This is a genomic window from Allocatelliglobosispora scoriae, from assembly GCF_014204945.1.
In the GTDB taxonomy this organism is placed as follows: Bacteria; Actinomycetota; Actinomycetes; order Mycobacteriales; family Micromonosporaceae; genus Allocatelliglobosispora; species Allocatelliglobosispora scoriae.
The window spans coordinates 2625362-2649056 of record NZ_JACHMN010000003.1 but is presented as its reverse complement, the minus strand read 5'-3'; the positions used below and the strand labels follow the sequence as shown (position 1 = coordinate 2649056).

The following is a 23695-nucleotide window of genomic DNA, read 5'->3' as shown; positions in this document are numbered from 1 at the left end:
GTACTACCGCCGGGTAGCTTCGCACGGCACAATGAGTCCCGGGTACGCGACGAGGCGCGCCCGCATGGGTGAAGGAGCCGCATGAATCCGCACGTCGCACGCCAGATGTGGGCCCGGTTCGAGCCGATTCACACGGTCACCTACTTCACCCCGGAAGCCCTCTCGGCGTACGCGGAGGCGGGTCTTCGGGGTTATTGGCGCGGCTACTTCGGCGGGCGGATGGCGCCGCTCGGACCGATCGACGCGCCCCTGGGCGTGGCGACCGCCTATGGTTTCGCACCGGCCATGGTGGAGCGCGCCCTGCCCGACGTGTGGTCGCGGGCCACCCCCGCGGCGGCGCTGACCGCCCGGGTCGCCGGTGCCACCGCCGCGCTGACCCGGCTGCTCGCCGACGTGGACCTGAGCGCCCTGGACGAGATGGCCGACCTGGCCGAGGCCGCCGCCGACCTGCTCGACCCGGCCGGGCACGCACTCGGCGCGGCCAACATGGCCCTGCCCCGGTCCACCGACCCGCTGGCCCGGCTGTGGCAGGTGGCGACGACGATCCGCGAGCACCGCGGCGACGGGCACGTGGCGGCACTGGTGGCCCACGGCTTCAGCGGCGTGGAGTCGGCGGTCTGGCGCACGGAGCCCGAGGCGCGGGCCGAGTACCAGTCCTACCGCGGCTGGACCGACGAGGAGTGGGACGCCGCGATCGCCGCCCTGACCGAGCGCGGCTGGCTGGGCGCCGACGGGGCCGCGACGGAGGCCGGGACTGCCGCCTACGCCGCGGTCGAGGCGGCCACGGACCGCGATGCGGTACGGGTGTGGGCGCACTTCGGCGAGCAGCGCACGGAGCGCCTGAAGACGCTGCTCAGCCCGCTGGCGACGATGACCTTCACGGCGATCCCGCGCATCAACCCGGTCCACCTGCCCGACCCCGACACCATCTGACCGTCACCGCGTCAGGGCCGCGATAGCGCCCGTGCGCGCGGTTGACCGGGAGCCCGTCCCCGCTCCCGGTCAACCGCTCCCCCAACCACCTCAGATGAGGCCGGCTTCCTGGAAGGTCATCGACCCCGCGCGCGGGCCGAGGATCGGACGGGTAGACGGGACAGCCGTCAGCGCGGTCACGACAGCGAGAGCCGCGAACCCCCAGTCGAGTTCGCTCCGGCGAAGCAGTCTGCTGTTCATGGGAACCATGGTGGGCCGAAAGAGTGCCACGGCGGGCCGAAATCGAACACGGTTGAACACCGCTGCGCACGATCTACAATGACACACTCTGATACATCAATGGAGGTGGCCGTGGTGGAAGGGGGGACGCTGCCCGACCTGGCTCGGCTGCTGCGCCAGCTCAAGCGGCGCGATGCCCGGCGCCGAGGCGGCGCGGAGCTGAGCTATCGTGCCCTCGCCGCCCGGACCGGCTGGTCGGCGGGGATGATCGCGCACTACTTCACCGGCAAGACGCTGCCCCCGACGGACCGCTTCGACACCCTGATCCGCCTGCTCGGCGCCACCCCCGCCGAGCAGGGCAAGCTCGCCACGCTGCGCGACCACATCGACGAGGACCGGCGGCAGCTCGCCGCGCCCGGAGCGGAGACGGTACGCCTGCTCGGCCCGATCGAGGTCATCGGCCCGCGCGGACCGGCCAACCTCGTCGGCAGCAGGCAGCGCACCCTCATCGGGCTGCTGGGACTGCGTACCGGCAGCCCGGTCTCCCACCTCCGGCTGATCGACGCGCTCTGGGGCGACGATCCGCCCCGGACCGCCACCCAGTCCCTCTACTCGCACATCGCCCGGGTCCGCCAGGCCCTCGACGACTGCGGGCTGCCCGGCATCCTCGTCACCCGCGACTCGGGCTACCTGCTCAACCTGCCCACCACCGATGTGGACATCACCCGCTTCGACGAGCGCGTGGCCGAGGGCAGGCAGGCGCTGGCCAGGGGTGCGGCCGCCGAGGCGGTCACCTGCCTGCTCGACGCGCTGGCGCTGTGGCGCGGCACCGCCTTCGAGGACGGCGAGCCGTCGGGCTGGGCGGCGGCCGAGGTGGAACGGCTCGCCGAGGCCCGGCTGAGTGCGCTCGACGACCTCTGGGACGCCCGGCTGCGCCTCGGCGAGCACGCGACCGCCGTCGACGAGATCGAGCGGCTCCTCGCCGCCAACCCGGTCCGGGAACGCCTGGTCGGAACGCTCATGCTGGCCCTGTGCCGGTCCGGTCGGCACGCCAGCGCGATCGAGGCCTACCAGCGGCTGCGTACCCACCTCTCGGATGAACTCGGGGTGGAGCCGAGCCCGCAGCTGCAACGTCTCAACGTCGCCGTGCTGCGCCGCGACCCCATGCTCGAGCTGGAGGGATCCGCGGCCGCGAGCACACCGCGGCCGGCCCAGCTGCCGCCCGGCGTCGGCCACTTCACCGGCCGCGCCGAGGAGGAGTCCGTGCTGCGCGGCATGTTCGACGGGACCTGCCGGGTCGGGGTGATCTCCGGACCCGGCGGCATGGGCAAGACCGCGCTCGCCGTGCACTGGGCGCGCCAGTTCCTCGACCGCTTCCCCGACGGCCAGCTCTTCCTCGACCTGCGCGGACACGACCCGGCGACCGCGATGCCGACCGAGGAGGCACTGACCCACCTGCTGCGGGCCCTCGGCATCAGCGGCGAGGCGACACCGGCCAACCTCGGCCTCTACCGGTCGGCGCTGCAGGAGCGGCGGATGCTCATCCTGCTCGACAACGCCAGCTCCGCGCGGCAGATCGCGCCGCTGGTCCCGCCCAACTCCGACAGCATGCTGATCGTGACCAGCCGTCACCAGCTCGCGGCGCTCGCGCTCGATCACGAGGTCACCGCCGTCCATCTCGACACCCTCACCCGCGAAGATGCGTCGGTCCTGCTGCGACGGGTCCTCGGCGACGCCCGCGTCGACCGCGAGCAGTCCTGCGCCGACCAGCTCGTGGACCTGTGCGGGCGAATGCCGCTGGCCCTGCGCATCGCCACCGCCAAGCTCGCCGCCCGGCCGCAGCGCCTGCTCGCCGAGCTCGTCGCCGACCTGACCGGCGAGGACCGGCTGGGCGCGCTGAGCGTGCCCGGCGACGCGCGGACCGTCCGGGCCGTCTTCGCCACCGCCTACCAGGCGCTGAGCCCGCTCGCCGCGACCCTGTTCCGACGGCTCGGCAACCAGCCCGGCCCCACCTTCAGCGCCCACCTCGCCGCCGCGCTCGCCGGTCAGCCGGTTCAGGACGCGCTCGACGAGCTCGCCGTCGCGCACCTGGTCACCGAGGTGGCGAGCGGACGGTACCGGTTCCACGATCTGATCCGGCTCTACGCGATCGAGTGCTGCGCACCGGACGAGCAGGCCGAGACCCTGGACGCGATCCTCACCTGGTACCTGGCGATGGCGGACCGGGCCAACCATGCGCTGGAGCCCGCCCGGGACCGGGTCAAGCTCTCCTGGGACACCCCGCCGCCCGAGATGCCCTTCCTCGCCGACACCGCCCGGGTCCTGTCCTTCCTCGACACCGAACGGCCCAACCTGCTGCCGATCGCCCGGCACGCCACCGAGCACCGCCAGCTCCAGACCACGTGGCAGCTGACCTACCTGCTCGCCAGCTACTACACCCACCGGGGCTACTGGTCGGACTACACCGAGATCTGCCGCGAGGGCCTCGCTGCGGCGCTGCGCCTGGACGATCCCGTCGCCGAACGCCTGATGCGCAGCGGACTGGGCGTCGCGCACAACGTCACCCACCACCACGACAGCGCCCTGGAACAGCTGACCCAGGCCCTGGAACTCATGCGCGACGGCGGGGACCAGCGAGGACAGGGCATGGCCCTGAACAACATCGCCCACGCGTACGCCCAACTCGGCCGGCTCCCGGCCGCCGCCGACGCGTTCCAGCAGGCCCTCGACCTGCACACCGCCGACAACCACCTGCCCGGGATCACCCTGGCGCTCAACAACATCGCCGACATCTACATCCAGATGGGCGACTCCGACCGCGCCTTCGCCGCCCTGGAGCGAGCGCTGCGGCTGGCGCGCGAGATCGACAACGCCCACCTCGAAGGCGCGGTGCTGCAGAACATCGGCGAAGCCCACCTGGCCACGGGTGACGAGGACGGCGCCCTGCGCCACTTCGCCCTCGCCCTGGCGATCCGCCACCGCATCGGCGAGAAGCGGCGCGAGGCCGACACCTCCAACGCCATCGGCCTCATCCACGTCTCCCGAGGCGACCACGCGAGCGCCCTGGACCATTTCAGCCGGGCGCTCGCGCTCTGCCGCGAGATCAACGACCGGGGTCTGGAATCAGCGACCCTGGCCAACATGGCACTGCTCACCTAGTGCCAGACGGTCACCCGGCCGCTACCCGCCACCACGAAGCCGGACGAGTAGTTCGAGATCCCGATCTGGAAGTACTTGCCGGTCTGCGTGAACGCGTGCGGCAGCAGTTGCACGGGGACGTAGACGGTCGCCGATCCCGCCGGCAGCGTCACGACCTTGTTCACCGGCACGTAGTCGAGGTAGCCGAACAGGTCGCCGTCGTAGGTCTGGAAGAGCACCGTCTGATCGGTCGGCCGGGGCAGGTTGGTGCTGAACGGCACGTTGATGATGTTGCCGGGCTCGATCGTGCACGGAGTCACCGGCTTCGGCGTGGGAGACACCAGCGGCCGGGGCGTGGAGCCGAGCATCCGCACGGTGGGCTCGCCGCCCAGCAGGCAGAGCCGGCTGTCGAGGGTCACCCCGCGTGTCGTGGTGTCGTTGTCGAAGATGCGGCCCTGACCGACGGCGGACGGGATCCGAACGGTCGAGCTGGGATTGACGAGAGTGACCGTGAAGTCTTCCAGCAGGGCCTCGGTGACGTTGTCGTTGACGATGACCGCACGGATCTCGCGGCTGGAGGTGTCCCCCGCGGCCCACTGCAGCACCCCGGCGGCCAGCTGGAAGTCTCCCTGCCGCCGCGCGGAGCCGTCGGTGACCGTGTAGGAGACGGAACCGGCCGCGGCGCATGATCCGGTGTGCACCGTGAAGGTCAGCGTGCCGGCCGCCTCGGCCGCGGTCGCCTGCGGGTCGATCGCGACCGACCGCTGGCACGGGGTGGCGACGCCCGGCTGGCCAACGACGGTCGTCACGCCGATGGTGGCCGTCAGGACCGCCAGACCGGCGACGAATACACGGAGCATCGTCGATTTCATCGTCATGCGCGCATCATCGGTTACGAAGCTTGTGGCGTGCTTGTGACGAGCGCGCCCCGAGTGGTCAACAATTGGGACCGAAACGGCTACAGTGAGGATACCCGCAGCATGTGACGGTCCGTTTTCCGGCATGTGAGCATCGCGCGTCCGTACTCAGAAGACGTTCGAGAAGCTGTCCTCGCCGAGAAGCTTGAGCACGGCGGCCCTCACGTCGGGACACGATTGCTTGGTGAGCTGCTCGACGTCCATCTTGCCCACGACCTTCTGCTCCTCGCCCCACGTGTAGAGGTGCCCGGTGAGCTGAGCCAGTCTCCCCACCTCGGATCCGACCGCGCTCAGCCGCGGAATCTCCGAACGCAGGAAGTCGCACAGCTTGGCGGCGTCGACGGCGCTGACCGCGGCAGCCGTCGTAGCGGGGCCGCTGGGCGCACCCGGCGAACCGCTGTCGGCACTGTCGCCGCACGCGCCCAGCATGAATGCCGCCGCGACCAACAGCACGGAGCCTGCCCTGGAAGCCATCATGTGCCCACTCTCTCGAATCTGACGGCGACCGATCGGCAACCTCGATCGGCACGCTACCACATTTAGATAGAGTGGAACTCTATTTAAATGAGCGGAACGCTCTGCGGCCGCCACCCTTCACCGGATGACACATTGACATTCCTGCGTAGATTTCAGCGGTATATTGCAGCCATCATCCACCGGCTCGACACGAGGCTGGACCGCAGATGTCGCACTCCTGGGGGCACGTCGTCGCGCTCGCCCGCTGCGCCCGGCGATGCCTGCCCGTCATGTTCTACTCCAACGCCCGCTGCCGGGACCTGACAGCCGCCTTCGAGTCCGTCGTCACTCCGATGATCACCGAGGCCGCCGACCCGGCCGACCGGGCCTATCTGCACGATCAGCTGCTCTCCTGGGGCATCAAGGGCAGTTACCTGATGGAGAACTACGTCCGGCTCGTCGGCTCCCCGCCCCGGCCGGACGTGTCGATCCTCGCCGGCGTCTTCACCCGGCTCTATGACGACGCGCTGGACGAGTTCGACGACGACACCGTCGGCGCCCGGCTGAGCGCGCTCTTCGCCGGTGGCGACCTCGAGCCCCGTACCACAGTGGAGCACCTGCTGGCCGCGGTCTACCGGGCCCTCGCCGAGCGGGCGCCCCGCGCCACACACCCCGCCGCCTACCGGGTGCTGACCGAACTGCACGACAGCCAGCTGGAGTCGCTCAAGCAGGCCGGTTCGGACCTCACCGACCAGCAGGTGTGGGATCTCGCCCTCGCCAAGGGCGGCCGGGGCGTGGTCGTGCTGTGCAGCCTCGTCGTCCCCGGGCTCTCCGCCACCGACGAGGAGCTGCTGCACGACCTCGGCGCGATGCTGCAGGTCGTGGACGACTACCAGGACGCGGCCGACGACCGCCGCAGCGGGCTCCGGACCACCTGCACCGACGGGGGCGTCTCGGTCACGTTCCTGCTGGAGTGGATGCGCGACATCGAGTCCCGGATGGCAGCCGTCCACGGCGCGGTCCCGACCCGGCCCTTCTTCGACAGCCTCTACCTGTGGCTCTACACGATCGTCGGGGTGCGCCTGCTGCGCCGCGGGCCGGTCCGCCGGAGCTGGTCCCGCCAGGTCCCCCGGGTCATCCCGATGCGCGTCATCCTCCTGCGTCGCGACGTTCTCCATGGAACCTGGAGCGTCGACTCCGTGGACCGTCACCGACGGCGGGTGCGCGCCGGCGCAGTCCCCTCAGAGCACTTGCCGGCCGGACCCCCTGCGCAAGAAGGTTCCGGGCCCAGGCGTGGTGCTCCTCCGCCCAGACAGCGAGGTTGACCGTGCGTTCCGACCGGCGCCGCCCGACTGCACACTGTTGCATCTGCGGAACACTCCATCCGCCCGAAATCATCTATGTGTGCTGTTCACAGCCTTGCCGCAGCCGCGCACGTGACATGAATCCATCATTCATCCACCGATAACTTGCCTCGCCCGAAATGCGGCAAACACAATGTGATCTCCAGTTCAGCGTGTTCATGTCCCCGGGGAGTCAACATGTCACAGGACATCAACTCGCAGACACTCCTGCAGGCTGCGCGATCGGCGATCGGCGATCTCGGCGACGCACGACTGGTCCTGGAGGAGCATGGCGACCTGGGCGGAATCTCGATCGGCGATGCGATCAGACAGGCCTACCTGTTCCCCGGACGATCCGGGGTCGTCGTCGAGGTATGGCGCCACAACGGTCGCGACGCCTACCTGGTCTGCAGCCGCGAGACCGTAGCCGGCGCCGTGGACACCGCGCTGCATGAAATCGTCCGCCGCACCCGCAGAAATCTGCCTGACCGGCGCTTCCGATAACGGCGCGCTACCACTCCGCGACGGCCGAATCAGCGGGTCACCGCCGTGTCGTTGCGGGGCTTCCGGCAGCCTGCGCACTACGGTTTCCCGGTGAATACGGGTGACGGCGATGACCTCTGATCTGGGACGAAGGGTCGCCTACCTGCGTAGGCGACGTGGATGGAGCCAGCGCAGACTGGCCAGCGCAGCCAACGTCAGCAATTCGACCATCTCCCGGATCGAGAACGGCACCAACAGCGATTTCACCATCACCGCTCTGACGCTGGTCGCCGCAGCGCTGGACCACGATCTGGTCAGCCTGCTGGCAGCAGAGCTACCCGATCAGGCATGGCGGAGGCAACTCGGCACCGAGGCGCGCCGCGCCCTCGTTGCGCTCGCCGCACCGGGCCGACCAGCGGTGCACCCGGACGGCCTGCACGCTGAGATCACCGCGCTCCGCGAGGCCCGCATGCGCTGCGACTTCGCCCGCACCGCAGCACTGGCGCCCGCTCTGCTGCGCAGGATGTCCCCCACTGATCTACCGCAGGAGACCGCGCACGTCTGCTACGACCTCGCGCTGTCGTTACGAATGCTCGGCCACCACGGCGAAGCGTGGCTCGCCGTCAAGATCGCGCAGACGGCCGCGGCGAACGCCCGCTCCCGCGCGCTCCTCGACACCGTGCTGGCCCTGCAAGCCGTGTTCGCCATGGAGGATGGCGAACTCGCGGCAGCACACGCCATCGTCAGCAGCGTCCCCAAGATCAGACCGGCAACCCGTTCCGACGCGTGCGGCTCGGCGGCACTGCATCTGATCGAGGGCTTGGTACACGCGCACATCGGCATCTCCGACGGCTCCGATCAGGTTCGCGACGCCACGGCACTCCTGAGCTTGGACGGCAGCGGCACTGACCTGCTCGACACCGGCATCGACCAGGTGGCCGACGTCGGCCTGTGGGCCATGAAGATCGCCAATGCCACCGGGCAGTTCGCCAGAGCCCACGACCTCGCCGGACCATGCCCTGACGACACCTTCGGCGCCTCGCTGTGGCATCTGAACATGTGCGCCGTCCAACTACAGCTCGATGACGCCGAACACGCAGCGCAACGACTACTCACCGCACACGAGATCGCACCACAGCTCCTGCCCAGCCGACCGGAGACGATCGCCTGCGCCAGCAGCCTGATCAGCCGCAGACTGCGCCCCGACACCCGGCGCAGAATCCGCTCCATCCACGAGACCGCACTACGGCCTGTTTCATAAGTCGTCGTGCTCATGAGCGCAGGGTCCGGGACGGCGACCGCACCATGCCGGCCGGCCCCCGAGGAGGAATCTACGCCTGCTCCGTTCGCAGCTGGGCCAGACGGAGAAAGGCCAGACCGACCAGTGCCTCGGTGTCGTGATCGGACGGATGGAACCCCCGGCGCAGGTAGGACCTGATCGTGGCGCGGTAGGTACCGGGGATCTCCTGCAGGTCGGTCCGGACCAGGCGCAGCAGGCCGCGCCAGCGCCCGATCCGCCGCCACTCGACCGGCCCCAGCACCCGGGGCGACTGCGCCAGCATGGAGGCGAACCCGATCGCGGTCAGCAGCAGGAAGACCGGCGTCGCCAGCAGGAACCCGCCCACCCGCGACAGCTGCGAGCCGCCCAGGGTGTCGAAGAGGTCGGCGACGACCGTCTTGTGCTCCAGCTCCTCCGCCACGTGCCAGAGGAAGAGCACCTCCATCTCCGACAGGTCGCCCGGCGGCTCCGGCTGGTCGAGGCGGCCGACCGAGGCGAGCCACGGGCTCGGGCGCAGCGATGTCTCGGCGAGCGACGCGGTCCAGTGCTCGGCGGCGGCGAAGATCGCGACGGCGAAGCCGTGTCCGAACAGCGGGCGCAGAACCCGGTGCAGGAGGGCGTCGGTCAGGCGTACCAGGAGATGGGTGAGGTTGTGGGTCCTGGTCACGCGGAAGCCCTGCGCGCTGATGCACTCCATCGACCGGCGGTGCTCGCGGGCGTGCGACCCCTCCTGCTGGAGGAAGCCGCGGACCGCCGCCAGATCGGTGTCGGCCGGGACCCGCCGCGCGGCCCGCGCGACGTGGCGCACCATGATCGTCTCCAGCGCCGGGAAGACGATGCTGTAGGCGTTGAGCAGGCAGGAGTAGGGCAGGCTGCCCGCCATCCAGTCCGGCGGGCACGGCCGGGCGAAGTCGAACTCCAGCCGCCTCGGCAGCGGCGGATCGTGGGGCCCGTCGATCAGATCCATGCGAACCAGGGCAGCCTGCGGGACCGGGCCGATCCCGCGGCGAGGCGGCGTTCGAGCCTCGCCTGCCAGCGGGTGCCGAAGGGGGCGTTGCGGAACCGGTCCGGCGCCACGATCCGCCACGCGGAGTGCAGGGTGACCCAGTAGGGCACGATCACCTCCGGCTCGATCCCCAGCATGTAGTCGAGCTTGTCGGGGATCTCCGTCCAGTGGATGCCGGGGTAGCGGTGGTGCACGCTGTGGTAGCCCTGGTTGAAGATGAAGAAGTTGAGCACGTTGCCGACCGTGTTGATCGACGCGCTGCCGCCCTCGAAGGCCCGCGCGGGCGCGTGGGTGAGCCAGGCGAAGTAACCCGAGGTCAGGTGGGTCAGCAGGAACGGCACCCAGTAGAAGACGAGCATCCGCAGCGGGAAGACGGCCGTCAGCACGCCCATCGCGGCCAGGACCAGGGACAGATCGATCACGAAGGTACGCCGGCGCAGCCGCCGCTGTGCCGAGGCATCGGCGGCGAAGAGCGAGCGGACCGTGGCCCGCCGGACGATGTAGGCGTAGCGCAGCCAGTACCACAGCGCCCGCAGCCCTCGCTCATAGGTCACCGTCGACGTGACATCACCCGGCCCGTCGTCGAACCGGTGGTGGTTGACGACATGGACGGTGCGCATCTCGGCCGCCGACAGCCAGCTCGGCACGCAGCACAGCACATCGAGGACCCGGTTGGCCCCGGCACCGACGAAGAGCGGCCGGTGCGCGTGCATGTGCAGCACCCCGATGGTGATCGAGTAGCTGAGCAGCAGGAGCAGCGTGAACGTCGGCACCGCGACGAGCGGCGCCATCGACCACGGGCTCGTCAGCGCGAAGGCGAAGAGTCCCAGATAGCACAGGATGTGGCCGATCGGCAGCGCGTTGGCGCCGTGTTCGAGCCGCAGCACCCGGCGGGCGGCGTGCTCGCCCAGGCGCAGCGCTGACGGGAGGTGGTAGCCGAGAGCGCCCGCTCTCGTGGTGGTGCTCATGGCCTCACTCCTTTGACGGCTGCCTGCTGGATCAGGTCGGCGAGGTGGCGCATCTCGTCGATGAAGTCGGGCCCGCGCTCGTCGAGACCGTTGAGCGCGCCGAGCGCGAGCTGGTCGGCGAGCATCACGCGCAGGACGTGGGTTCCGGCGAGTCCGCCGGTGAGCGGGCCGGTCGGCAGGTCGCCGACGAGCCGGAACGCGGCCCCGACGAGCAGCTCCGGCAGGCCCGTCCCGCTCGGCGGCGCGGCGTCGACGAGGGTGATCCCCCGCGTACCGCCGAGATGGGTGACCGCTTCGTTGACGGCGGCCCGGACCCGGTCCAGCACGGCGGTGAACCGCCGCGGACCGAGCGCCGCGAGCAGGGCGGCGGGAAGCTGGGCCCGGCGCCGGTAGGGAGCGCGCACCCCCGCCTGTCCACACAGGAATCCGGCGGTGGTCACGGTGACGTAGGCGGCGGCGGCTCGCACACCCCGGCCGCGCGGCGCGGCGCCGACCTGGCCGAGCAGCGCGAACGCGGCGAGGACCAGCGGCGGCAGCCGCAGGAACACCTGCCGGGAGAGCTCGGCGCGGGTGGTGGCGCCGTACGGTTCGCCATCGCCGTCGCGCAGGTCGTTCGCCATCTGCGCGAGGACGCCGACCGCACCGCAGAGGTCCGCCGGGACCGGCCGCGCCGCGACGAGTTCGACGGCGTAGCGGACCACCCGGCCGAGAACCTCCCGGCCGTAGGTGTCACGCGGCAGCGGATGCGCGAGATTGCGGGCCATCGCGGCGCCGATGTCGTCGAGCAGCGACCGGATCCGGGCCCGGCGCTCGGCGGGCAGCGCCAGCAGCAGGTCGCGCACATCGGCGATCCGGCCCGCCAGCACCGCGTCGAGCCGGTCCAGCCGCCGGCCCGGCACCGGGCCCAGCAGCTCCGGCGGCCGCGCCCGCCGCCCGCACAGGTAGTCGACGGCGAGCCCCAGCCGCGCCGCGCGGTCCTCCCCCAGGTCCTCGAAGGCGTCCAGCACCCGGCAGGCCAGGAACGCTGCGGTCGCCTCCTCGCGCATCGCGGCCGGCAGCAGGCAGGTCGCGACGCCCAAATGCCTGGCCATGGGTACGAGTGCCCGCCGCCCCATCGCCACCGGGTCGGGTGCGGCGAGGACACCGGCGAGGTCGGGCGGGCTGCGCAGCGACGCGATCCCGCGCAGGACCAGCCCGAGGCGGCGGACCCCGTCGGCGGAGATCGCGCCCCGGCTCATCGGGCCAGCACCGCGGAGCAGAGTTCGGCGAGATGGCGGTGCCCGTCGGTGTCGGGGAACCCGTCGAGCGCGGCCCTCGCCGCCTCGGCCTCGCGAGCGGCTCCGGTACGGGCGAGCTCGACAGCCCCGCTGCCCACCACGTCGGCGCGGATCCGGTCGAGGTTCGCCGCCGCGGCACCGGCGGCACGCCACTGCTCGGCCGCGTTCGGCCGCGAGCCGAGCCACTCGAGCACCGGCCAGGTGGTGATGTGCCCGGCGAGATCGGTGCCGGTGGGGCTCTGCACGTCGTGGATGTCGTCCATGATCTGGAACGCCACGGCGAGGTGGTCGGCGTACCGGGCCAGCGCCCGCAGGCCGTCGCGGTCGCAGCCCGCCGCGGCACCGCCGTGCGCGCAGGCGAGCCGGAAGAGCGTGCCGGTCTTCGCCACGGCGACGAGGCGGTAGTTGCGCCGCAGCCCGGCGAGGTCGGTGGCGGTCGGCGGGACGCTCTCGATGATCTGGCCCAGCGCCAGCTCGCCGACCCGGTGCAGTTCGTTGACGCCCCAGGGTGCGCTGACCTGCGCGGCGACGACCGGGTTGCGGCCGAGGACGTCGGCGAAGAGACGCAGCGCCGCACCGGCCATGTGCAGCCCGGCCAGGGCCGCCGTGCGGGTGCCGGAACTTGCCGCCACGGACGGGCCGCCGCGCCGGATCAGGGAGCCGTCGCAGATGTCGTCGTGCAGCAGCGACGCCTCGTGCAGCATCTCCACCGCGCAGGCCAGGTCCAGCACGTCCGCATCGGACACGCTGTATTTCTGGGTCGCTTCGCTCCCGCGCGCCTCTGTGCGGCGCCTTCCCTCGTCGCTACGCTCCTCAGTCCAGGCGTCGCGACGCGCTCCACTGCGCTCGGTATTTCCGGGCCGCTCCGCTCCGCGCGCCCCTGCGCGGCGCCTTCCCTCGTCGCTACGCTCCTCAGTCCAGGCGTCGCGACGCGCTCCACTGCGCTCGGTATTTCCGGGCCGCTCCGCTCCGCGCGCCCCTGCGCGGCGCCTTCCCTCGTCGCTACGCTCCTCAGTCCAGGCGTCGCGACGCGCTCCACTGCGCTCGGTATTTCCGGGCCGCTCCGCTCCGCGCGCCCCTGCGCGGCGCCTTCCCTCGTCGCTACGCTCACCGGGGTCGAGCCGACTGGCTGCGACGGTGAGCCCGGCGCGGAGGCGCTTGCCGGGCCGGGAGAGCACGTAGGCGTAGATGTCGCGGAAGGGTCCCTCGGCGCCGAGCAGCTCGGCGAGCCGGTCGTTGACGGCGACCCGCACGCCCTCGGCGAACCGGGACGTGGTCGGCGCGCCCGGCACCAGCATGCCCGCATGATAGGCCGCCGAGATGACATCGCTATATCTACCTGTCAGCCACCTGACAGGCCGCCCGCGAGGAGTTCCATCTGGTCCGCCTCGGTCTCGTTGCCCAGCCGCCGGAAGAGCAGCACCGCGGCGCCGGCGTTGGCCCGTGCCCGCTCGGCGTCGCCGACCTGGCGGTAGGCCTCCGAGAGGACGGCGAGCGCCTTGGCCTCGGCGTAGCTGTTCTGCGCCTCGCGGTAGAGCTGGGCGGAGGCGCAGAGGCGGTCCAGCGCCGCCGCGGCATCGCCCTCGGCGAGGTCCAGCCGGCCGAGCGCGTTGAGTGCCAGCGCCTGCCCGAACACGGACCGGCTCGCCCGGCTCAGCTCCAGCCCGCGTTCGAGGATCGGACGCGCACGCGGGTGCCCGCTGCCGGCGTAGAGCGCGCCGAGGTGCCCGTGCAGGAACGCGAGCTGCACGGGGTCGGCGGACTCCTCGGCGATGTCGATCGCCTCCACCAGCGCCCGCTCCGCCTGCTCGGGCTCGTCCTGGTCGCGGTGGATGATCCCGATGAGGGTCAGCGCCACGCTCTGATCGCGGGAGCTGGCCAGCTCCCGGGCGATGGTCAGGGCCCGGGACGCGTGGACGAGCGCCTCATCGTTGTGCCCCTCCTGCCGGCGCACCATGCCCAGCAGCTGCCAGACATGCAGCTCGCCGAGGCGATAGTCGGCCGAGCGGCACGCCTGCAGGCTCTGCTCCAGCCGGGCGACGGTCTCGGCGTGCTCGCCGCGCATCCGGTGCACCGTCGCGCACAGGTAGAGCGCGTCGGCCTCGCCCCGGGTGTCGCGCACCTGCCGGAAGAGGTGCAGTGCCGCCGAGGCGAAGGCGAGCTTCTGCCCCAGCTCGGAGCCGGGCTTCGAGCTGTACAGGTCCGCGAGGTTGCGCAGCATGACCGCCTCGCCGAGCTGGTCGCCGGCGGCGCGGCAAGCTCTGAGGGCGGTCTCGTGGACGTGCTGCCCGTCGTCGAAAAGGTCGCGCAGCTCGTAGAAGCTGTGTGCCGCCGCGGCGAGTCCCCAGGACAGGTCGGTCCGTCCGAGGTCGGCCGCCTGCGCCACCGCGGCGGCGATGGCCGCGCGCTCGGCCTCGAACCACGCCGACGGTGAGCGGGCCGCGACTTCGACCCCGCCCGGCGGCGCCGCGACCGCTCGCGGCGGCCCGATCTGGGCCAGGGTTCCCGAGGCGAGGGCCGCACCGGCGGCCCGGGCCAGTGCCAGCCAGCCCTCCAGCGCGCGGTCGATCGCTGCGAGCTGTGCCGCAGCCGGTCTCTGCTGGGCCAGCTCCCGCGCGAAGAGCTTCACCAGACTGTGGAAGCCGTAGCGCAGCTGCCCGACCTGGTCGACGCGGGTCTCGTCGAGCAGGCGCCGGTCGACCAGGGTACGCAGCACCTGGCGGGTCTCGGCGGCGGTGAGGTCGGCGACCGCGGCCACCACCCAGGCGGGGAAGTCCGCGACGTCGAGCAGGGACAGCCGGCGCAGCGCCCGCTGTTCGGCGGCGGACAGGCCCTGGTAGCCGGCGGCGATGGTGGTCCGCACGTCGAGATCGCCGATGCTCAGTTCGTCGAGGCGGCTCCGCTCGTCCATGAGCTGCTGGACGAGCCAGGACAGCGATGTCTCGGGCGACGCCGAGACGCGCGCCGCCGCGATGCGTACGGCGAGCGGAAGGTGGCCGCACAGCGCGGCGAGGGTGCTGGCGGCGTCCGGCTCGGCCATGACCCGCTCCACGCCCGCGATCCGCCCCAGCAGGCTCAGCGCGCACTCCGGGCTGAACACGTCCAGGTCGACGAAGTGGCTGCCGTCCAGTGCGGAGAGCCGCCGACGGCTCACGACCACGGCGGCGCTGGGTCCGGTCCCGGGCAGCAGCGGGCGCACCTGCTGCTCGCTGCTGGCGTTGTCGAGCAGGATCAGCATCTTGCGCCCGGCCAATCGGCTGCGCAGCAGGGCCGCCCGCTCGTCGGTGGTCTCCGGCATCTCCGATCCCTGCACGCCGAGTGCCCGCAGGAAGCGCCCGAGCACCTCGTCCGCGGGTGCGGGAACCGCGCTGTCGCCGCGCAGGTCGGCGTAGAGCCGGCCGTCGGGATAGGTGTCGTGCAGCAGGTGGGACGTGTGGATCGCGAGCGTCGTCTTGCCTACTCCGGCCCGGCCCGAGATCGCCACCAGCTGCATCACCGCTCCCGGTTCCTGTTCGAGGATCTTCAGGCAGCCGGCGAGTTCGGCGTGGCGGCCGGTGAAGTCGCCGATGGAGGCGGGCGCGTGCCAGGGCACCTCGCGGGGCCGTGCCGGTGGTGTGCGGTCGGCGGTCGGCGTACCCGCCGCGTCCGCGGCGCCGTCCTCGGCGAGGATGTCCCGATGGGCCTGGCGGAGGTAGGGTCCCGGCTCGATGCCGAACTCCCCGGCGAGTCGGCGCCGCGCGTCCACATAGGCGCTCAGCGCCTCCGCACGCCGCCCCTGAGCGTGCAGGGCCCGCATCCACAGGGCGATGATCCGCTCCCGCGCCGGATGCTCCTGCATCAGCTGTCGTACCTCGCCGAGCACCTCCTCGGCCCGTCCGGCGAGCAGGTCCGACTCCAGCCGGGCCTCCAGGGCGGCGAGGCGCAGCTCCTCCAGCCGGGATACATAGGCCGATATCAGCGGCGAGGCGGCCACGCCGGAGAAGGCCGGTCCTCGCCACAGGGTCAGCGCCGCGCCGAGCAGGCGTACCGCCCGGTCGACGTCGCCCGTCCGCAGCGCGCCCTGGCCGTCGGCGGCGAGCTGCTCGAACCGGTACGCGTCGACGGCCTCCCGCGCCACGTCCAGCAGGTACGCATCAGCCTGGGCCGTCAGGATCTCCGGACCCTCCGCACCGAGCGATCGGCGCAGCGCCAGGACATAGCCGCGGACCAGCGACCGTGCCGAGGCGGGCGGGGCACCACGCCACAGCTCCTCGACGAGGCGGGCGACCGGCACCGGCGTACCGGCGTGGATCATGAGGACGGAGAGCAGGGTGCGGGCCTTGCCACCGGCGACCGGTCGCCACTCGTGCGCGCAGCGGATCTCCACGGAGCCGAGACACCGAAACCGCAGGGACAACCTTCGCACCCACCCTCGATTGATCAAGCAACATGAACTCTACCGCGCGAGCGCAGCCACCGCGCCATCAAAGATCAGCCGATCTGGATCAATGTTGTATGCCGCTTGTATCCGTGCTGACTAGCCTGCGCGGATGGCTTACCTATGGATCGCCTTCGCTGTCGTCACCACCATCAGCCTGCTCAATCTCCTCCTGGTGTTCGGCGTCGTCCGCCGCCTGCGCGAGCACACCGCGCTGCTCGCCAAGATGCCCACCGGGCCCACGGCCGGCGACCTGATCCTGCCCGCAGGCGCCCAGATCGGCTCCTTCTCGGCCGTCACCACCGCCGGGGACGCGGTCTCCACCACGTCGTTCCGCGACGGCACCCTGGTCGGCTTCTTCTCGCCCGGCTGCGCGCCCTGCCGCGAGCGCCTGCCCGAGTTCGTCGCCTACGCCGCGGAGCTCGGCGGCGCGGACCGGGTCTTCGCCGTCGTCGTCTCCGATGTGGCCTCGGAGGCCACCGAGACCATCGACCAGCTCGCCGGTGTGGCGCGGGTGGTGCTGGAGAAGGACGAGGGACCGGTGGCCGCGGCCTTCGGGGTGAAGGGGTTCCCCGCGGTCGGCCTCGTCAACGCGGACGGGACCGTCGTCGCCAGCGGCTCCATGCTCTCCGGCCTGCCCCGGCCCGCCGCGGTATGACCGCCGAGTTCACATCGGCCGCCCAGCCGAACCGGCGCGACCTGCTGCGGGTGGGCGTCCTCGCGGCTGTCCTCGCCCGTCGCGGCGCCGCCGCCACGACCGCCTCCTACGCACTGTCCACCCTGGTCGCGGCGGCGGTGCCGGTCACCACCGCCTGGCTGACCAAGGTGCTGATCGACCTGATCACGACGGGCGGAGCGCTGGGCGCGGTCACGGCGGTCGCGGTGGGCCTGGCGGTCGCCGGCCTCGCCGCCGCGGCGTTCCCCCAGATCAACCAGTATTTGCGGACGCAGCTGGACCAGCGGGTCGCCCTGTTGGCACAGGATGAGCTGTATCTCGCGGTGGAGCGGTTCAGCGGCCTCGCCTACTTCGAGAACCCCGCCTTCCTGGACCGGCTCCGGCTGGCCCAGCAGGGAGCTGCCGCACCGGCGCAGGTGGTCGACGGCACGTTCGGGGTGACCCGCGGCGTTCTGACGCTGCTGGGCTTCCTCGGTTCGCTCGCGGTGATCAGCCCGGTCATGGCGCTCGCGGTCCTCGCGACGGCGGTGCCGACGCTGCTGCTGGAGATCCAGCTCTCCCGGCGGCGTGCGGCGATGATCTGGGACCTCGGCCCGACCGAGCGGCGGGAGTTCTTCTACCGCAACCTTCTCGGCAGTGTCGACGCCGCCAAGGAGATCCGGCTGTTCGGCATCGGCGGCTTCCTGCGCGGACGGATGCTGACCGAGCTGCGCGAGGTGTTCGGTGCGAAGCGGCGGATGGACCGCCGTGAGCTGATCGTCCAGGGTGGACTCGCCGCGCTGAGCGCCGTCGTCGCCGGGGTGGGCCTGGTCTGGGCGGCGCGGCAGGCGCGTGCCGGGGCCCTCACGATCGGCGACGTCGCCCTGTTCCTCGTCGCCGTGCCGAGCGTCCTGGGCGCGATGCAGCAGCTGATCGTGTCGGTGGCGCACACCCACCAGCAGCTCACCATGTTCCACCACTACGCGGTGGTCGTCGGCGCCGCACCGGACCTGCCGCTGCGGGCGGAGCCGGTCGCGCTCCCCGTGCTGCGGCGCGGCATCGAGCTGCGCGACGTGTGGTTCCGCTACAGCGACGAGCACCCCTGGGTCCTGCGCGGGGTCAGCATGTTCATCCCGCACGGCAGCACGGTCGGGCTGGTCGGGCTCAACGGCGCCGGGAAGAGCACGCTGGTGAAGCTGGTCTGCCGCTTCTACGACCCGGACCGCGGGTCCATCACCTGGGACGGCGTCGACCTGCGCGACGTCGAGATCACCGAGCTGCGGGCGCGCATCGGTGCCGTGTTCCAGGACTACATGAGCTATGACCTGACCGCCGCCGACAACATCGGGCTCGGTGACATCGCCAGCATCGACGACCGGCCCGCCCTGGTCGCGGCGGCGCAGCGCGCGGGCGTCCACCCCGCCGTCGAGGCGCTGCCCCGGGGGTACGACACGATGCTGAGCCGGATGTTCTTCGGCGAGTCCGATCAGGGCGATCCCGAGACCGGGGTCCGGTTCTCCGGCGGGCAGTGGCAGCGACTGGCCCTGGCCCGGGCGTTCCTGCGCGACAAACGCGATCTGATGATCCTGGACGAGCCCAGTGCGGGTCTCGACGCCCAGGCCGAGTACGAGGTGCACCAGCGGCTCCGGGAGCACCGGGCGGGCCGGACGAGCCTGCTCATCTCCCACCGGCTCGGCTCGCTGCGCGACGCCGACCTCATCGTCGTGCTCGCCGACGGCACCGTCGCCGAGCAGGGCGACCATGTGACGCTGATGGCCGGTGGCGGCGCCTACGCGGAGCTGTTCCAGTTGCAGGCGGCCGGTTACCAGCTGTCCGAGCAGGCGGCGGGCCAGGCCGATTAGCGCAGGAGCTCGGACGCGACCCGGTCCTTGAGGTCGCGCTCCTCTCCTCGGCCGAGCCGCTCCAGCAGGGCGGCGGCGAAACGTTCGCGGTTCGGGTCACCGCACCACCGCGACAGGTCCAGCGCCGACCGCAGATCGGCCTCCACCTCGCTGCCCTGCCCCGACCGCTGATGGGCGGCGGCCCGCCAGAGCAGCGCCTGCCAGCTGTGGTCGTGCGCCGAGGTGGCCCGGCAGCGGGCCAGCGCCTCGGTCAGCCGGCCGACGGCGCGCAGGTCACTGCCGCGCAGGCAGTCGGTGCTGCCCAGCGCCACCAGGGTGATCGCCTCGCCGATGAGGTCGCGTTCGGCCCGGCGGACCGCCAGCGCCTGGTCGAACGCCGCCTCCGCCTCCGGATAGCGGCTCAATCGGCGCAGGACCTCCCCGGACTCGTGCAGCGCTTGGCCAGCCGCCGGCAGCAGGCCGTGCCGGTCGTAGAGGGCGGCGCTCTGCTGGAGTCGCGCCAGCCCCGCCCCGAGGTCGCCGGAGTGCACCAGCGTCTGCCCCAGCGCGAACAGACAGGCGGCGACGCCCTGCTCGTCGCCGAAGCGGCGCCGCAGATCGGCCGCCCGCTCCAGGTAGGAGATCGCCTGGCCGAACGCGCCACGGGCCCGGCAGACGGCGGCGAGGCTCACCATCGCCTCGGCCTCGGCGTGCCAGGCCGCGTCCCGGACCGCCACGGTCCGCGAGAGCTGGGCCAGCTCATCCAGGTCGTCCCAGCGGCCACCGGCGGTGAGGTGCTGGTGCAGCGCGGCGAGCAGCAGCGGCACGAAGCGCGCGACCGCGGCGGGCTCGTCGGCGACCTGGCGGGCCGTCGTCAGCAGGTTGGCGCGTTCCTGGTCCAGCCAGGCCGTGGCCGCCGACGCGTCGGCGAGTTCGAGGCGGGGGACGGTCTCGAAGAATCCGTCGTCGCGGGCCGGCCGGAACGCGGGGTGCACCAGCTCCCACGCGCGGCGGGCCGTGCAGAGATAGAAGCACAGCAGGCGGTGCAGCGCTTCGGGACGGCCGGGGACGGCGAGGTCCGCGGCGAACAGCCGCACCAGCTCGCCGATCCGGTAGCGGCCCGGCCCGGTCTGCTCCACCAGGCGCTGCTCCACCAGCTGGTCGAAAGCGGGCGCCGCCTGCGCGTGGGACAGGTCGCCCAGCGCGGCCACCGCCGCCAGCGTGAACTCCTCGATGCGGACCGTGCCGAGCAGCCCGAGCAGGGCCGCGGCGTCGCTGCCGACGGCGCGGAAGCTCCGCTCGATGCTGGAGCGGATCGCCAGGTCCCCGAAGGCGAGCGTGTCGAGCCGGGTCTGCTCGTCGGAGAGCTGCCGGACCAGCTCGCCGACGCTCCACAGCGGCCTGGCGGCCAGCCGCGCACCGGCGATGCGCACCGCGAGCGGCAGCCGGTCGCAGAGCGTCGTCAGCCGCGTGGTCTCCTCGGGCTCGGCCGCGATGCGCTCGGCGCCGCACACCGTCGCCAGCAGTTGCGCCGCGGCCGGCCCGGTGAGGCGGTTCAGCTCGATGTGGACGGCTCGGTCGATCGTGGCGAGCATCCGCCGACTGGTGATCATGACCACCGAGCCGCCGCCGCCGACCAGCAGGGGGCGGACCTGCTCCGCACTGGCCGCGTTGTCCAGCACCACGATCATCTGACGTTCCAGGATGAAGGAGCGGTAGCGGGCGGCCGCCTCCGCCTCGGTCTGCGGCATCTGATCAGCCGGTACGCCGAGGGTACGGATGATCCGCCGCAGCACGTCCACCGGTTCCTGCGGCAGCGCACCGGGGCCGTCGGCGAGGTCGACGTAGATCTGCCCGTCGGGGAAGGAGGGTGCCACCTGATGCGCGACGTGGACGGCGAGCGCGGATTTGCCGACACCGCCGGGGCCGTAGAAGGCGATGGCGGGCAGCCCGGTCAGGGCGTCGACCGCCAGCGCGATCTCCCTGTCCCGCCCGACCAGGCGCGCCACATCCGTGGGCAGTTCCCGGGGGCGGATCTCCGTGCCGTCGGCGGTCTTCGACTCGGGCAGGAGCGCCGGGTCCCGGCTGAGCACCGCCTGGTAGAGGGCGGACAGCTCCGCGCCGGGGTCGACCCCGAGGTCGCGGACGAGCGCCAGCCGGGCCTGTCCGAAGGCGTCGAGGGCGCCCGCGACGTCGCCGGTGCGGTAGAGGGACAGGATGAGCTGCTGCCAGAGCCGCTCGCGCAGCGGGTGCTCATAGGTCAGCTGCCGCAGCTCCGGGATGAGCTGGGCGTTCTCTCCCAGCTGTTGGCGGGCCGCGATCAGCTCCTCCACGACGTTGAGCCGCTGCTGGTCCAGCCCGGCGAGCCGCGCCGCGAGCAGGCCGGACCGGCTCGTGTCCTCGCCCGCCGCGCCCCGCCACTGCGCCAGCGCCTCCCGAAAGGCACCCACGGCCCGCCGCAGCTCACCTCGGCTCATCGCGGCTCGGCCCGCGGCGGCACGCTGGGTGAAGTGGGCGAGGTCGAGCTCGTCGTCGGCGGCCGTGAGCAGGTAGCCGGGCGGCCGGCCGGTCAACCGGCTGTCCCCGCTGCCGTCGGTCAGCGTCAGGCGCAGCTGCGAGGCGTAGGTGCGGATGTTCGCGATGGCCGACGTGGGCGGGTCACGCTCCCACAGGGTGGCGATGAGACGGTCGAGGGAGACGACGCGGTTGGCGTCGAGCAGCAGCGAGGTCAGCAGCATCCGCTGCTTGACGGAGCCCGCGGCGACGGCGACCCCGTCCCGCCGGAGCTCCAGCGGGCCGAGCACACGGAACTCCCAACCCATGCAAGCCTCCCTGAGCCGCTCAGGAACATAGATCGTAAACGCACGATCACCGCGACGCGGGTTCGAGCTTCTTCAGCACCACCCCCCACAGCTGCTCGTCGGTGAAGTAGCCGCAGCTGCGGGAGTCGAAGCTGAGATCGGCGTTGTCCCCCAGGACGACGAAACGACCCGGGGGCACCACCGGGTGGTCGACGTATCGCAGCGCCGCCACCTCTTGCCACGGCACCTCGTCACCGGGGACGGCGACGACCCGCTTGATCAGCCAGGATCCGGTCGCGCTCGCCCAGGCCTCATCGGCGAGGACCGCCGATTTCTCCACACCGGGCACCGTCCACCCGGCGCTGTCGGCGGGCGACGGGCGCGCGACCATGACGACGTCGCCGTTGCGTACGCCGTCGAGGGTGGCCCGGCGTACGAGCACACGGTCGCCGGGGTGCAGCGCCGGAGTCATGCTCGGCCCGTGAACCGTCACCACGGTCAGCCGTCCGCGCATCCGCCGGATCACCAGCACGACGCTGCCGACGACGATCAGGGTTCCCGCTACGGCGATGGTCCACATCGCCTGAGCCTGCCGGGAGCAGATACAAAACAGATACATCCCTGGATGCGTAGCGCAATCGGCGGGTTCGTGTATGCCGCGACGTTAGCGTCAGCCACCCGACCGAGAGGAGTTTCCATGATCAAGCTGATCGAGCGCGTCAGCGACCGCCTGACCGCACTCGTCGTGCCCAAGGCCGACGCCGCGGCGGCGTGCCCGTCGTGCTACGTGACCGGCTGCTACTGCAGCGGCACCCGCACCCAGGGCTACAAGTACTGCTACGCGTACGACGGGTACAACTGTTACAAGGTGTACTCCGGCTGCGCCAGCAACTACTACAACTGCAACTGATCACCTGACAGCGGCGTGGTGGCGGCTCTCGCATGCCCCACCACGCCGTCCGGCCGACCGATGCGGACATGTTGTGCCCGTGGCTCATAGTGAGCTGGTCCATCCATGTATGCACATGATCGGCGGAGGCCCCGGTGCGCAGCAGACTCCACCCCTATCTGGCCGCGTTGGCATTGGCCCTGGCCGCAGTGCCCGTCGCTGCCGCACCGGCTCAGGCCGATCTGCCTTACGGCTGCCGGTCGGCGGCGATCAGGTCCGTGGACAAGAACACCTACGTCAAGACCGACCTGGCCGCCCAGGGCGATCTCAACGGGCGGCTGCGCGCCGGGTCCACCACCATCGGCAGCGCCGAGATCTTCGAGGTCTGCCGGGTTCCGGCCACCCCCACGTCCGGGATCTACTGGACCATCCGATCCACCGAAAACCACCGCTACGTGTCGGCCGAGTTCGGCTACACCGGTAATCTGCTGGGGCTGATGCGGGCCCGTGCCACCGCCGTGGGACCGTGGGAGCAGTTCGACCTCCCCGGCTGGACCGGCTGGCTCAACATCCGGACGATCGCCTTCAACAGGATCGCGGTGCTGGAGACGGCACCGGCGGAGATCGCCGGCAACCTGACCGCGCGCTCGGCCTTCCGCAGCCCTCCGCGTACCTGGGAGCTGGTCTTCGACAACCTGTGCCGCGACACCGGCTGCGAATTCCACGACCCCTACGACGACGGCTGCGCAACCAACCCGGTCGAGGTGGACTCCGCGACGGCGCTTGACGGAAGCGGTACGGCGGTGAAGATCTACGCCTCGACCGTCTGCCCGGGGTATTCGTGGGCCGAGGGCGTCGGCGCCTCGCCGGACGTCTACTACCTGCTCACCTTCAACGAGGCCACCACGCCGACCGCACCGCGCACCTCCTGGGACGAGATGCTCTGCTGCACGGCGCCGGGCGTGTCCGGGCCCAACACCGGGCTGGCCGACGACAGCCACTGGGTGTGGGCATGCATCAGGCCCTATGAGAGTCCCGTCCCCGACGCCTGCACCGCTCGGCACTGACCACGC

The 23695-nt window shown here is 71.7% G+C and carries 19 protein-coding genes; 9 read left to right on the top strand and 10 right to left on the bottom strand.

What is annotated here, in order from left to right:
* The first annotated feature begins 81 nt into the window (after positions 1–81).
* A complete protein-coding gene (locus tag F4553_RS38050; protein WP_184846285.1) occupies positions 82–933 on the top strand; it encodes an SCO6745 family protein in 852 nt (283 codons plus the stop codon).
* Positions 934–1023: 90 nt separating this feature from the next.
* On the opposite strand, the gene F4553_RS38045 is transcribed toward F4553_RS38050, so the two are convergent.
* Entirely contained in the window at positions 1024–1173 is a 150-nt protein-coding gene (locus tag F4553_RS38045; RefSeq protein ID WP_184846283.1) for a hypothetical protein, read from the bottom strand.
* Between the two features lie 111 nt (positions 1174–1284).
* On the opposite strand from F4553_RS38045, the gene F4553_RS38040 reads away from it, so the two are divergent.
* Complete coding sequence (locus F4553_RS38040) at positions 1285–4311, top strand: BTAD domain-containing putative transcriptional regulator (protein ID WP_184846281.1); 3027 nt, start codon at positions 1285–1287, stop codon at positions 4309–4311.
* Here the strand turns inward: F4553_RS38040 and F4553_RS38035 are convergent.
* Together F4553_RS38035 and F4553_RS38030 are read right to left on the bottom strand one after the other, a co-directional pair.
* The gene (locus tag F4553_RS38035) at positions 4308–5168 is read right to left on the bottom strand and encodes a Calx-beta domain-containing protein (RefSeq protein WP_184846279.1); all 861 of its coding nucleotides are present in this window, start codon (positions 5166–5168) and stop codon (positions 4308–4310) included. The genes F4553_RS38040 and F4553_RS38035 overlap by 4 nt on opposite strands.
* Positions 5169–5315: 147 nt before the next feature.
* Entirely contained in the window at positions 5316–5684 is a 369-nt protein-coding gene (locus tag F4553_RS38030; RefSeq protein WP_221470643.1) for a hypothetical protein, read from the bottom strand.
* Between the two features lie 206 nt (positions 5685–5890).
* Here F4553_RS38030 and F4553_RS38025 point away from each other — a divergent pair, with 206 nt between their 5' ends.
* The 3 genes from F4553_RS38025 (at position 5891) to F4553_RS38015 (ending at position 8750) form a co-directional block, all read left to right on the top strand.
* Positions 5891–6988, top strand: coding sequence for a class 1 isoprenoid biosynthesis enzyme (locus F4553_RS38025; protein ID WP_184846275.1), 1098 nt, complete (start codon positions 5891–5893; stop codon positions 6986–6988).
* Positions 6989–7204: 216 nt separating this feature from the next.
* The gene (locus F4553_RS38020) at positions 7205–7510 is read left to right on the top strand and encodes a hypothetical protein (RefSeq protein WP_184846273.1); all 306 of its coding nucleotides are present in this window, start codon (positions 7205–7207) and stop codon (positions 7508–7510) included.
* A gap of 109 nt (positions 7511–7619) precedes the next feature.
* Complete coding sequence (locus tag F4553_RS38015) at positions 7620–8750, top strand: helix-turn-helix domain-containing protein (RefSeq protein ID WP_246468004.1); 1131 nt, start codon at positions 7620–7622, stop codon at positions 8748–8750.
* Positions 8751–8820: 70 nt separating this feature from the next.
* Here the strand turns inward: F4553_RS38015 and F4553_RS38010 are convergent, their stop codons facing one another.
* From F4553_RS38010 to F4553_RS37990, 5 genes are all read right to left on the bottom strand, one after another.
* Positions 8821–9735 carry a metal-dependent hydrolase gene (locus F4553_RS38010; RefSeq protein WP_184846269.1) on the bottom strand — a complete coding sequence of 305 codons (915 nt, stop codon included), beginning with the start codon at positions 9733–9735 and terminating at the stop codon, positions 8821–8823.
* Complete coding sequence (locus F4553_RS38005; protein ID WP_184846267.1) at positions 9726–10742, bottom strand: fatty acid desaturase family protein; 1017 nt, start codon at positions 10740–10742, stop codon at positions 9726–9728. Before F4553_RS38005 ends, F4553_RS38010 begins: the two co-directional genes overlap by 10 nt.
* Positions 10739–11980: a hypothetical protein gene (locus F4553_RS38000; protein WP_184846265.1), complete on the bottom strand. Its 1242-nt coding sequence runs from the start codon at positions 11978–11980 to the stop codon at positions 10739–10741. The genes F4553_RS38005 and F4553_RS38000 overlap by 4 nt, the downstream gene beginning before the upstream one ends.
* Positions 11977–12765: a polyprenyl synthetase family protein gene (locus tag F4553_RS37995; protein WP_184846263.1), complete on the bottom strand. Its 789-nt coding sequence runs from the start codon at positions 12763–12765 to the stop codon at positions 11977–11979. The genes F4553_RS38000 and F4553_RS37995 overlap by 4 nt, the downstream gene beginning before the upstream one ends.
* Positions 12766–13361: 596 nt before the next feature.
* Positions 13362–16385, bottom strand: coding sequence for an AfsR/SARP family transcriptional regulator (locus F4553_RS37990; RefSeq protein WP_184846261.1), 3024 nt, complete (start codon positions 16383–16385; stop codon positions 13362–13364).
* A gap of 163 nt (positions 16386–16548) precedes the next feature.
* On the opposite strand from F4553_RS37990, the gene F4553_RS37985 reads away from it, so the two are divergent.
* Positions 16549–17094, top strand: a complete 546-nt coding sequence (locus F4553_RS37985; RefSeq protein WP_184846259.1) for a TlpA family protein disulfide reductase — start codon at positions 16549–16551, stop codon at positions 17092–17094.
* Positions 17091–18953: an ABC transporter ATP-binding protein gene (locus tag F4553_RS37980; RefSeq protein WP_184846257.1), complete on the top strand. Its 1863-nt coding sequence runs from the start codon at positions 17091–17093 to the stop codon at positions 18951–18953. Before F4553_RS37985 ends, F4553_RS37980 begins: the two co-directional genes overlap by 4 nt.
* Here F4553_RS37980 and F4553_RS37975 read toward each other — a convergent pair.
* A complete protein-coding gene (locus tag F4553_RS37975) occupies positions 18950–21754 on the bottom strand; it encodes an AfsR/SARP family transcriptional regulator (protein ID WP_184846255.1) in 2805 nt (934 codons plus the stop codon). The two genes, F4553_RS37980 and F4553_RS37975, sit on opposite strands and share 4 nt — an antisense overlap.
* A gap of 46 nt (positions 21755–21800) precedes the next feature.
* Positions 21801–22313 (bottom strand): S26 family signal peptidase, encoded by a 513-nt coding sequence (locus tag F4553_RS37970; RefSeq protein WP_184846253.1) that lies wholly within the window; start codon positions 22311–22313, stop codon positions 21801–21803.
* A 117-nt stretch (positions 22314–22430) separates the two neighbouring features.
* Between F4553_RS37970 and F4553_RS37965 the strand changes: the two genes are divergently transcribed.
* The gene (locus F4553_RS37965; RefSeq protein WP_184846251.1) at positions 22431–22643 is read left to right on the top strand and encodes a hypothetical protein; all 213 of its coding nucleotides are present in this window, start codon (positions 22431–22433) and stop codon (positions 22641–22643) included.
* Positions 22644–22777: 134 nt separating this feature from the next.
* Positions 22778–23689: a fascin domain-containing protein gene (locus tag F4553_RS37960; protein ID WP_184846249.1), complete on the top strand. Its 912-nt coding sequence runs from the start codon at positions 22778–22780 to the stop codon at positions 23687–23689.
* Positions 23690–23695 lie beyond the last annotated feature (6 nt).